This is a genomic window from Pseudomonadota bacterium (genome assembly GCA_039815145.1).
In the GTDB taxonomy this organism is placed as follows: domain Bacteria; phylum Pseudomonadota; class Gammaproteobacteria; order Steroidobacterales; family JBCBZW01; genus JBCBZW01.
Genome location: JBCBZW010000043.1, coordinates 26,863 through 37,448 on the forward strand (window position 1 = coordinate 26,863; position 10,586 = coordinate 37,448).

At 63.6% G+C, this 10,586-nt stretch carries 12 protein-coding genes; 6 read left to right on the plus strand and 6 right to left on the minus strand.

From position 1 onward, the window contains the following. Positions 1-63 precede the first annotated feature (63 nt). The 5 genes from rplS to ffh all read right to left on the minus strand — a co-directional run bounded on the left by rplS (position 64) and on the right by ffh (position 3,660). Positions 64-408 (minus strand): 50S ribosomal protein L19, encoded by a 345-nt coding sequence (gene rplS, locus AAF184_12595; GenBank protein ID MEO0423172.1) that lies wholly within the window; start codon positions 406-408, stop codon positions 64-66. A 105-nt stretch (positions 409-513) separates the two neighbouring features. After that, complete coding sequence (trmD, locus tag AAF184_12600; protein MEO0423173.1) at positions 514-1,269, minus strand: tRNA (guanosine(37)-N1)-methyltransferase TrmD; 756 nt, start codon at positions 1,267-1,269, stop codon at positions 514-516. 36 nt (positions 1,270-1,305) lie between these two features. Continuing rightward, positions 1,306-1,839: a ribosome maturation factor RimM gene (gene rimM / locus AAF184_12605; protein MEO0423174.1), complete on the minus strand. Its 534-nt coding sequence runs from the start codon at positions 1,837-1,839 to the stop codon at positions 1,306-1,308. Between the two features lie 33 nt (positions 1,840-1,872). Further along, positions 1,873-2,160: a 30S ribosomal protein S16 gene (rpsP, locus tag AAF184_12610; GenBank protein ID MEO0423175.1), complete on the minus strand. Its 288-nt coding sequence runs from the start codon at positions 2,158-2,160 to the stop codon at positions 1,873-1,875. Positions 2,161-2,301: 141 nt separating this feature from the next. After that, complete coding sequence (ffh, locus tag AAF184_12615; protein MEO0423176.1) at positions 2,302-3,660, minus strand: signal recognition particle protein; 1,359 nt, start codon at positions 3,658-3,660, stop codon at positions 2,302-2,304. A 140-nt stretch (positions 3,661-3,800) separates the two neighbouring features. Here ffh and ccsA point away from each other — a divergent pair, with 140 nt between their 5' ends. Both ccsA and AAF184_12625 read left to right on the plus strand, forming a co-directional pair. After that, positions 3,801-4,634 carry a cytochrome c biogenesis protein CcsA gene (gene ccsA, locus AAF184_12620; protein MEO0423177.1) on the plus strand — a complete coding sequence of 278 codons (834 nt, stop codon included), beginning with the start codon at positions 3,801-3,803 and terminating at the stop codon, positions 4,632-4,634. A gap of 83 nt (positions 4,635-4,717) precedes the next feature. Then, complete coding sequence (locus tag AAF184_12625) at positions 4,718-6,031, plus strand: HlyC/CorC family transporter (protein MEO0423178.1); 1,314 nt, start codon at positions 4,718-4,720, stop codon at positions 6,029-6,031. A gap of 18 nt (positions 6,032-6,049) precedes the next feature. On the opposite strand, the gene radA is transcribed toward AAF184_12625, so the two are convergent. Beyond that, positions 6,050-7,417, minus strand: a complete 1,368-nt coding sequence (gene radA, locus AAF184_12630; GenBank protein ID MEO0423179.1) for a DNA repair protein RadA — start codon at positions 7,415-7,417, stop codon at positions 6,050-6,052. 295 nt (positions 7,418-7,712) lie between these two features. Here radA and AAF184_12635 point away from each other — a divergent pair, with 295 nt between their 5' ends. The 4 genes from AAF184_12635 to AAF184_12650 form a co-directional block, all read left to right on the plus strand. Further along, the gene (locus AAF184_12635) at positions 7,713-8,537 is read left to right on the plus strand and encodes a Stp1/IreP family PP2C-type Ser/Thr phosphatase (protein ID MEO0423180.1); all 825 of its coding nucleotides are present in this window, start codon (positions 7,713-7,715) and stop codon (positions 8,535-8,537) included. 15 nt (positions 8,538-8,552) lie between these two features. Further along, on the plus strand, positions 8,553-9,464 hold the full coding sequence (locus tag AAF184_12640) for an FHA domain-containing protein (GenBank protein MEO0423181.1): 912 nt from the start codon (positions 8,553-8,555) through the stop codon (positions 9,462-9,464). A 758-nt stretch (positions 9,465-10,222) separates the two neighbouring features. Continuing rightward, a complete protein-coding gene (rpmI, locus tag AAF184_12645; GenBank protein MEO0423182.1) occupies positions 10,223-10,429 on the plus strand; it encodes a 50S ribosomal protein L35 in 207 nt (68 codons plus the stop codon). Between the two features lie 32 nt (positions 10,430-10,461). Continuing rightward, a partial coding sequence (locus AAF184_12650; protein MEO0423183.1) for a 50S ribosomal protein L20 occupies positions 10,462-10,586 on the plus strand: 125 nt, incomplete at its 3' end.

Here is a 10,586-nt window from a genome sequence, read left to right on the forward strand (position 1 = left end):
GCACCCGCGTATTCTTCAACGAACTAGCGTGACCGGACACTGGGTTCCGGCGGCCGCTCGGTATCAGACCTTTTCCTTGATGCGGGCAGCCTTACCGGTGCGACCGCGCAGGTAGTAGAGCTTGGCGCGACGCACATCGCCGCGGCGCTTCACCTTGATGGACTCGATCGCCGGGCTGTGGGTCTGGAACACACGCTCCACGCCCTCGCCGTGGGAGATCTTGCGCACCGTGAAGGAGGAGTTCAGGCCGCGGTTCTTCACCGCGATGACCACACCCTCGTAGGCCTGGAGGCGCTCGCGATTGCCCTCCTTCACCTTCACCTGCACGACAACCGTGTCGCCAGGGGCGAAAGCGGGAACGTCAGTCTTTAGCTGCTCTTTCTCGAGCTGTTCGATGATATTGCTCACGGCGCACCTCTAACCCTCATCAATCTCGGACCTCGCGACCCGCAGGCCACCGGTCCGGTGTTTGCTAATGCCTCCGTTGCGCGCACCCGCGTGCGTCGCACGGCCCTAGGCCTTCGCGGCCTGGTATTCACTCAACAGCTGGCGATCCTCATCGCTCAGCATCAATCCTTCCAGCAGCTCCGGCCGCCGCTCCCACGTGCGCCCGAGCGCCTGCTGGCGGCGCCAGCGCTCGATCACGGCGTGGTTGCCGCCGAGCAGCACCTCGGGCACCGCCACCGCCTCGCCGTCGCCGAAGTCCACGGCTTCGGGGCGCGTGTAGTGCGGCCAATCGAGCAGCCCGTCCACGAACGAGTCACTCACCGCCGACTCGGCGTTGCCGAGCGCGCCCGGCAACAGGCGGACCACCGCGTCAATCAACACCATCGCTGCCAGTTCGCCGCCGCTCAGCACGTAGTCGCCGATCGACAGCTCCTCATCCACTTCCGCGTCCAGCAAGCGCTGGTCGACGCCTTCGTAGCGCCCGCTCACCAGCACCAGGGCTGGCTCGCACGCCAGGCGCGCGGCGATCTCGTGCGTCAGCGGCTTCCCCGCCGCGCCGAGATAAATCGTCTTCGGCGTCTCCCCGCCTACGCGGCGCCTCGCGTGTGCGATCGCCGTGCGCAGGGGCTCCACCCGCATCACCATGCCGGGGCCGCCGCCGTAAGGCCTGTCGTCCACCGTGCGGTGCACGTCGGTGGCGAAGGCCCGCGGGTCCACCGTGTCCACCGACACCAGGCCCCGCTCGACGGCGCGACTGAGCACGCCATGCTCGGTCACCGCCGAGACCAGCCCCTCGAAGAGCGTGACTACGCAGACCTTCATGTCGTCGTCGCCTTCACCCGTTCGCAGCGCAGCTGTCTAGTAGTCCTCTCCCCAGTCCACCAGGATGCGACGCTGCGCCTCCTCCACCCCGTGCACCACGGGGCCGCGAACGAAGGGGATCAATCGCTCGCGTGTGCCCGCCACCACCATGATGTCCTGGGCACCGTTGTCCATGACGTCCCGCAGCCTGCCGAGCACCACGCCCTCGAGGTTGTGCACCTCGTAGCCCATCAGGTCGGCCCAGTACCAGCCGTCGCTCGGCGCCGGCAGCTCGCTGCGCGGCACCGTCACCTGGGCGCCGGTCAGAGCCGCTGCCGCGTCGCGGTCAGCGATGCCTTCCAGACGTCCGATCAGGCGCTCGCTGTGCCAGCGCCACTCGGCGAGGCGTACCTCGCGCGAACCGGTGGCCGCGCCGGGTCCCGGCAGCAGCAGTCGCCAGTTCGCGTAGTGAACAAGGTTCTCGGCGGGATCCGTGAAGGACTTCAGCTTCACCCAGCCGCGCACCCCGTGCGCCCCGGCCAGCTCCCCCACCACCAGCGTCTCATCGGCGCTGGGCGTGGCGTCACTCACCATGGGGCTTCCCTCTCCCGAAGAAGAGGCGGCTTAGGCGGCGGGCTCGGCCGGCGCGGCACCCATCTCGGCAGCGGAGGTCTTGCGCCACTGCTTGAGGAGCTTGGTCACGCGCTCGGAGGGCTGGGCGCCCTGGCCGATCCAGTATTCGGCGCGCTCGAGGTTGACGCGCAGGGACTCGGCGTTGCCGCGGGCGACCGGGTTGAAGAAGCCCAGGCGCTCGATGTAGCGGCCGTCACGGCGGCTGCGGCTGTCGGTCACGATGATGTGGTAGAACGGACGCTTCTTAGCGCCGGTTCGCGTAAGACGGATGCTGACCATTTGTAGGTAGGTCCTTAAACGACAGGTATTCGGTTTGGGAGCACGGCACGCAAGGCATCGCGTGTCGCGCCGACTGTAAACCCGCCATTTTACCCGAAAGTCTCCCGATTGCTAGCACTTAGTGCACTGCAGGTACGGTGCCTACGGCATCATTCCCGGCGGTAGTCGACCGGCCATGCCACGCATCATTTTCTTCATGTTGCCGCCGGCCATTTTCTTCATCATTTTCTGCATTTGCGTGTACTGCTTGAGAAGTCGGTTCACGTCCTGCACCTGAAGCCCCGAGCCAGCCGCGATGCGGCGCTTGCGGGAGCTGTCGATCAGCTTCGGGAAGCGTCTTTCCCGGTCTGTCATGGAGTTAATGATGGCGATCTGGCGACGGATCTGCTTGTCGTCCACCTGCGCCTTTGCCGCTTCCGGAATCTTGCCGGCACCCGGCAACTTGTCGAGCAGGGCTGCCATGCCACCCATGCTCTGCATCTGTTGAAGTTGATCGCGTAAGTCGCTGAAATCGAAACCCTTACCCTTGCTGACTTTGCGGGCAAGTTTGGCCGCTTTCTGCTTGTCGACCTTCTCCTGCACCTCCTCGACCAGGGTGAGCACGTCGCCCATGCCGAGGATGCGCGAGGCCATACGGTCGGGATGGAAAGGTTCGAAGGCGTCGCTTTTCTCGCCGAGACCGATGAATTTGATCGGCTTGCCGGTCACCTGGCGCACGGAGAGGGCCGCACCGCCGCGGGCGTCACCGTCCGCCTTGGTCAGCACGACGCCGGTCAACGGCAGGGCGTCGTCGAAAGCCTTGGCCGACTTCACCGCATCCTGGCCAGCCATGGCGTCGACCACGAAGAGGGTCTCCTGCGGCGAGGCGGCGGCGTGCACGCGCTGCACTTCGGCCATCAACTCCTCGTCCACGTGCAGGCGGCCGGCCGTGTCCACGATGAGCACGTCGGCCACCGCGCGACGGGCAGCATCGAGGCCGCGCTCCACGATCGCCACCGGATCGTCCGAGGCCTCGCTCGGCACGAAGCCGGCGCCCACCTGCCCCGCCACGGTCTCCAACTGGGCGATGGCGGCGGGGCGGTACACGTCCACACTCACCATCATCACCTTCTTCTTGTCCTTCTCGATCAGGCGTCGCGCCAGCTTGCCGGCGGTGGTGGTCTTGCCCGCGCCCTGCAGGCCGGCGAGGAGGATGACGACAGGCGGCTGGGCCCGCAGGTCCAGCGCCTGATTGCCCCCACCCATCACCTGCACCAGCTCGTCGTGGACGATCTTCACCAGGGCCTGGCCCGGCTTCAGGCTGCGCGCCACCTCCTCGCCCACGGCGCGCTCGCGCACGTGATCGATAAAGCTCTTGACCACGGGCAGGGCCACGTCGGCCTCGAGCAGCGCCATGCGCACGGAGCGCAGGGCGTCCTTGATGTTGTCTTCGGTGAGCCGACCCTTGCCACGCAGGCCGTCGAGGGCGGTGGTGAGTCGGTTGCTGAGGTTGTCGAACACGGAGGCGGCCTCGCCAGGCAACAGGGCAAAGCCTCGTAGTTTACTATGCGTACTTTGCTATCGGCGATGGGCACGCACCGCTGCCCGCGCCGCTGACCACCCGATCCCGAAGCCGGCTCAACCAGGAGGATGCCGCCGCCGTGACCGCCCTTGCCGCCCTGCTCGTGCTGCCCGCCTACGCGGCAGCCTCGATCCTCACCTGGCGCCAGCTCCGCCCGGGCCAAGCGGCGATCGAGGGCGATGGCACTGGGTTGCCGGCATCCGTGCCCCTGATCGCCGCAGGCGTCGGCCTGCTCCTGCACGCAGCGCTGCTGGCGCGGGCCACCTCGAGCCACGGCGCCCTGAGCGTGACCGATACCCTCTCCCTCACCGGCGTCCTGATGGCAGCGGTGGGCCTGTGGCTGCTCACCCGCCCGGGCCTTCGCGGGCTCGCCGTGATGCTGCTGCCGCTGGCCGGTGTGATGGGCCTGGCCACCGGCTGGGCCGGCGACGCGGCCGACGCGGGCTCCTACGCCTGGACCACCCGCACGCATATCGCCCTCTCGCTCATCGCCTGGACCATCCTCACCCTCGGCGCGGGCCTGTCGATCCTGATGGCGATCCAGCACCAGCGCCTGCGCACGCGCCGCCTGGGCGGCGGCCTCGGCGGCCTCACCAACCTGCTGCCGCCGCTCGATGTGACCGAGCGCGCGCTCTTCGCCACCATCACCGTCGGCTTCCTGCTGCTGAGCCTCTCGATCCTGAGTGGCGTCATGTTTATCGAGAACGTGTTCGCCCAGCACCTCGCGCACAAGACGGTGCTGTCGATCGTCGCCTGGCTCACCTTCGGCATTCTGCTCCTCGGCCGCTGGCGCTTCGGCTGGCGCGGCCACGTCGCCCTGGGTTGGACCATCGGCGGCTACATGAGCCTCGCCCTCGCCTACTTCGGCAGTCGCATCATCCTCGAAGTCCTGCTCAACCAGCGCTGGGGTTAGGGCCGGGCGAACGCGGCCCTTGAGTCGGGGCCACGCCAGCCCGTACCCTGTGCTTCACTGCAGTTGACGAGGGCACCCCAAGCTTGGGTACCGAAGAGTGGAGGCTGGCGATCGCGACCGCGGCGCTGGTCGTCCTGCTGATCTTGTCAGCGCTGTTCTCCGGCACGGAGACGGCGCTCATGAGTGTCAACCGCTACCGCTTGCGCCACGCCGCTCGCAACGGGAACCGTGCGGCTGCGCTCGCCGAAAAGCTCCTCACCCGGCCGGACCGCTTGATCGGCCTGATCCTGCTCGGCAACAACGCGGTCAACTTCAGCGCCTCAGCCCTCGTCACGCTCATCGCCCAGGAGATCGGTGGCTCCGGGGGCGTGGCTATCGGCATCGCTGCTTTCACGCTCACGGTGCTGATCTTCGCCGAGGTGGCGCCGAAGACCCTCGCCGCGATCCACCCCGAGCGCCTGGCGCTGCCCGCCGCCTTCGTCTACTACCCGCTGCTGCGCATCAGCTACCCCCTGGTCTGGCTGATCAATCTGTTCGCCAATTCGCTGCTGCGCCTGGTCGGCGTGCGCTTCGAGGGCGAAGGGGCGTTGAAGAAGTTCTCCCGCGATGAGCTACGCACCGTGTTGGCCGAATCGAGCGGCATGATCCCCTCGCAGCACCAAACCATGCTCCTCAGCATCCTCGACCTCGAGCAGATGACCGTGGACGACATCATGGTGCCGCGAAACGAGATCGTCGGCATCGACCTGAGCGACGACTGGCCAGCCATCCTCGAGCAGATCCGCGACGCCCACCACACGCGTTTCCCGGTCTGGCAAGACTCCGTGGACAACGTGGTGGGCATGCTCCACCTGCGCCGCCTGCTGCGCGCGAGCGCCAATACGGAGCTCAGCAAGGAGCTGGTCCGCGAGGTGGTGGACGAGGTCTACTACGTGCCCGAAGGCACCTCCCTCAACCGCCAGCTGATCAACTTCCAGAACTCGCGACGGCGCCTCGGCCTGGTGGTCGACGAGTACGGCGACATCCTCGGTATGGTGACCCTGCAGGACATCCTCGAGGAGATCGTCGGCGAGTTCTCCGCGGACGGCGCCACCCTGCCCAAGGACGTGCGCGACGCGGGCGATGGCACCTACGTGGTGAATTGCGTGGCGACGATCCGCTCCCTGAACCGGAGCATGAAGTGGCAGCTCCCCACGGACGGCCCGAAGACCCTCAACGGCCTCATTCTGGAAACCTTGGAGACCATTCCGCCGCCCGGCACGGAGCTCGAACTCGCTGGCTATTCCCTGCAGATCATGCAGACCTCGGGCAGCGCCGTGAAAACCGTCCGCGTCTTACCGCCCGCTACGCCCGCAGCAGCGGCGCCGGCAGAAGCGCTGGCGGACACGCAGGACTAGTACGACGCTGACTCGTGCCTAGAACAGGGCATCGAGCGCCTCTTCCAGCCGTCCCGCCGGCGCCACCTTAAGACCTTCGATAGCTCCCGCCTTGCCGCGGGGCGCGTTGTCCGTGGGCACGATCGCCCGGGTGAAGCCGTGCTTGGCCGCGGCCACCAGGCGCTCCTCCCCGAAGGGCACGGGGCGGATCTCCCCGGCGAGGCCCAGCTCGCCCAGCAGCACCGTGCCCGTGGGCAGGGCCTGATCGCGCAGGCTCGACAGCACCGCGGCCACCGCGGCCAGATCCGCCGCCGTCTCCGCCACCCGCAGACCGCCGACGATGTTCACGAACACGTCCTGGTCATGGCACACCACGCCCGCATGGCGATGCATCACGGCCAACAACATCGCCAGGCGCTGCTGATCGAAACCCACCGCCAGGCGCCGCGGGTTGCCGTGGGACGCGCTGTCCACCAGCGCCTGCACCTCGCCCAATAGGGGGCGACTGCCCTCGCGCGTCACGAACACGGCACTACCGGCGACGGGCTCCGCGTGGCGCGAGAGGAAGATCGCCGACGGGTTGCGCACCTGGCGCAGGCCCTGCTCCGTCATGGCGAACACGCCAATCTCGTTAGCCGCGCCGAAACGGTTTTTCACCGCACGCACGATGCGGTAGCGACTGCCGGCGTCGCTCTCGAAGTACAGCACCGTATCCACCATGTGCTCGAGCACACGAGGCCCCGCGATATGCCCCTCCTTGGTGACATGACCGACCAGAAACACCGCCGTGCCGGTCTGCTTGGCGAAGCGCACCAGGGCCGCCGTGGTCTCACGCAGCTGGGCCACGGCGCCAGGGGCGGACTGCAGGGCTTCGCTGTGCATGGTCTGAATGGAGTCGACCACCAGCACCGACGGACGATGTTCACGGGCCGTGGCAAGGATGCGCTCGACGGCGGTTTCCGCCAGCAGCCCGAGCTCCTCCGCCGCCAGCCCCAAGCGTCGCGCACGAAGACTCACCTGGCGCAGGGACTCCTCGCCGGTCACGTAGATGACGGAGGCGTTGGCGTTAAGGGAAGCGCTCGCCTGCAGCAGCAGCGTCGACTTGCCGATGCCAGGGTCACCTCCGATCAGCACCACCGAACCCGCCACCACGCCGCCGCCGAGCACACGGTCGAGTTCGTCCAGCCCGCTCGGCCGGCGTGCCTCCGCCTCGTCGGTGACCTCCTTGAGCAGCTGTGGCGCCTCCCCGGCGTACCCTACGCCCACCTCGCGCGCCGGGCCGCTGGTCGCCGGGCGCTGCTGCTCGGTGAGCGTGTTCCAGGCCCCGCAGGAGGGGCACTGGCCCTGCCATTTCGGAGTGTTCGCGCCGCAACTCTCGCAGACGTAGTAGGTCTTCGCTTTTGCCATGCGGGCGATGGTACGCCAGCCGTGGTGCGAGCGCCGGCCCGCGCCGCCCCGGAACCGGCGCAAGGGACGCCCCGGCAAAACGTGACGGAGCGCTCGGACAAAATTTTGCGCGGTGTTACGCTGGCCCCGCTAGGTGGGTCTGGGGCTGACAGCCGAGCGATCGACGGGTGTCAGGATGGCATCGGTCAGAGCGCAGGCGAGGCCCGGCCGCGCGCAGGGCACGCTCCGCGCAGGCGCCTCAGCGAGGCGCGCCAGAACGACAACATACGGGGTTGACCATCAGGGCTTCCGGCACATGACGCTTCAGGGAAAGATAGAGCACGTCGCACTCACCGATACCGGTCGTGTACGCGAGCACAACGAAGACGCGATCGGTTACGACATCGATCTCGGCCTCTTCGTGCTCGCCGACGGCATGGGCGGGTACAACGCCGGGGAAGTCGCCAGCAGCATCGCCGTGAAGACCACCGTCGACCTGGTGCAGAACACCATGCCCACGGATCGCCGCGGCGAGCCCGACCCTCATACGGGGCTCATGCTCCAGAGCATCACCCTGCGCGACGCCGTTCGCCGCGCCAACAAGATCATCCACCAGACGGCTCGCAGCCAGGAAGAGTGCGCCGGCATGGGCACCACCATCGTCAGCTGCCTCATGTACGACAACCGTCTGTCCGTCGCCCACGTGGGCGACTCGCGCCTCTACCGGGTGCGCCAGAATCGCTTCGAGCAACTGACCCAGGACCACTCCCTCCTGCAGGAGCTGGTGGACCGCGGCGTCGTGGAGCGCGAGGAAGCCGAGCGCAAGCTCAAACGCAACTACGTCACCCGCGCCCTCGGCGTGGAACCCGACATCGAAGTCGCCATCATGGAAGTCGACGCCCAGCCCGACGACATTTTCGTTCTGTGTTCCGACGGCCTGAGCGATATGGTGGAGGACGATGACATACACTTAACCATAAGCACCTTCCACACGGACTTAGGGATGGTCGGGCGACAGCTCGTACAGCTATCCAACGACAATGGAGGTCGCGACAACGTGTCGGTGCTGATGGTCCGAGTTCTCAAGCCGTTCCCGGCCAATCGGGGACTGCTCAGCAAAGTCGTCAACTGGTTCGGCTGATAGGGAAGCGAAGCTATGGCAAGACTGGTCCTTTGCCTCGACGGGCGCGAACTCGCCGAGTACAACATGACCAAAGAGCGCTACACGGTCGGTCGCCTGCCGGATAACGACATCCGTCTGGATCACCCGGGTGTGAGCGGCCACCACGCGTTGGTCATCAATATTCTTGACGACTCCTTCCTGGAAGATCTCAACAGCACCAACGGCACCACGGTGAACGGGCGGCGCATCGCCAAGCACCCGCTGCAGCACGATGACGTCGTGCGCATCGGCCGCCACGAACTGCGCTTCATCGACGAGCACGAGGAAGAACTCGACTCGGACGAGTTCGAGCGCACGATGGTGCTGAACACGATGGCCGACTCGCCGGCCAACGTGGAGGCCCTGGTCAAGCGCGCCGTCGCTGACTCCGCCTCCACCGAGAAGCCCGCCCCCATCGCCCCGGCGGCGCCGGCAGCAGCTGCGCCTCCCGCGGCCGCATCGGCGGCGCGCAACGCGGCTCGCGCCCTGGTCGACGACCTCGATGATGATCCCACCGCCCGCGCCAAGCACCGCATGCCCGAGCGCAAACCGACCCCACAGAGCGAGGTCGAGGCGAGCGCCCCGCCCCGTCGACGGTCGGAGGATCGCCGCGCCGCGCCAGCGGGTGGCGCCTTACCGCTGGGCAAGATTCAGGTCCTGAGCGGTTCCTTCGCGGGTAAGGAGCTCGAACTCAAGAAGGCCCTGACCACCCTCGGACGCCCCGGCATCCAGGTGGCCGCCATCTCGCGACGGGCCGAGGGGTACTTCATCGTCCACGTGGAGAGCGGCAAGGCCAACGACTTCCCCTTGCTCAACGGCGAACCGATCGGACCACAGGCCCATGAGCTGCAAGACCGCGACGTCGTGCAGCTGGCGGGCGTGAAGATGGGGTTCTTCCTGGTTTAGGCGGCCACCGGATCGTGCCGCCTGAGGCTTTTTCTTCCTGTCAATTTATAAAACTTGAAACGAATTATCAAATTATTTTTTTATAGCCAATTAAAAATATAGACAAAAACTAGCCTGCAATAGTATTGGATTTACAACAGTTTAAATACTTGTTTTTACAAAAATTTTTAGTATCAAAAGCATTTTTGTGTTTACCTAAGTTGACAAAAGTACATTTAAATAGATAGTTATTGGAAGAATTTGTGATAAATATTTATATTTGACCATCTTATTGCATTCAATATCATTATTATTGAAATGATTCTCATTAATACAACGATTTTACAAGAGTATAAAAAAACGAGGTATTCTCTATGTGGTCTAAAAATATGTACAATCTGCTTGGGCCAGATTTTATGTTTTTTGAATTTTTATCTGTTTTTAGATAATATCAGTCAAATCAATAAAACAGTTTTATAAATACTTTTATAAATTGTTTATGGATTTCAGCGATTAACAAAATTACTATCGCTTCAATATATAGAAAGTTTCCAGAATGTTGGAATTAGTGAGCAAGGAATAGAATCGAAACAAACGGCCCGACAGCATCGCATCAATATATATAAGCTACGCATATTGAGATTGATTTACTATACTTCGTGAATCTTGAAGAACATTGTTAGTGTGGCTATAATCTGCAACACGCTAAAAAATATCCGGCAGATTACGAATTACGACTTATAATATGGGATTGTGTCTATGTGTAGAAACATAAGAAAATGCCTAAATTAAAATCTCGTAAGGCTGCTGCTAAACGGTTTCGTGCCACCGGTACGGGTAAAATCGTTCGTCGCAAAGCTTTCAAAAACCACATTCTAGAAAAGAAGACTACCGATAAAAAGCGTAAATTTTCTAAAGCAGTAATCGTTAACGAGCGCGATGAAGATAATGTACGCGGTATGCTTCCATATCTACCAAGAAAGTAAATTTCGTCAAATTAACAGGAAATTATTAAACCATGCCAAGAGTAAAGCGCGGTAATGTTGCTCGCAAACGCCGCAAAAAAATCCTTAAACTAGCTAAAGGCTTTCGTGGTTCTCACTCTACTTTATTTAGAACCGCTAACCAACAGGTAATGAAAGC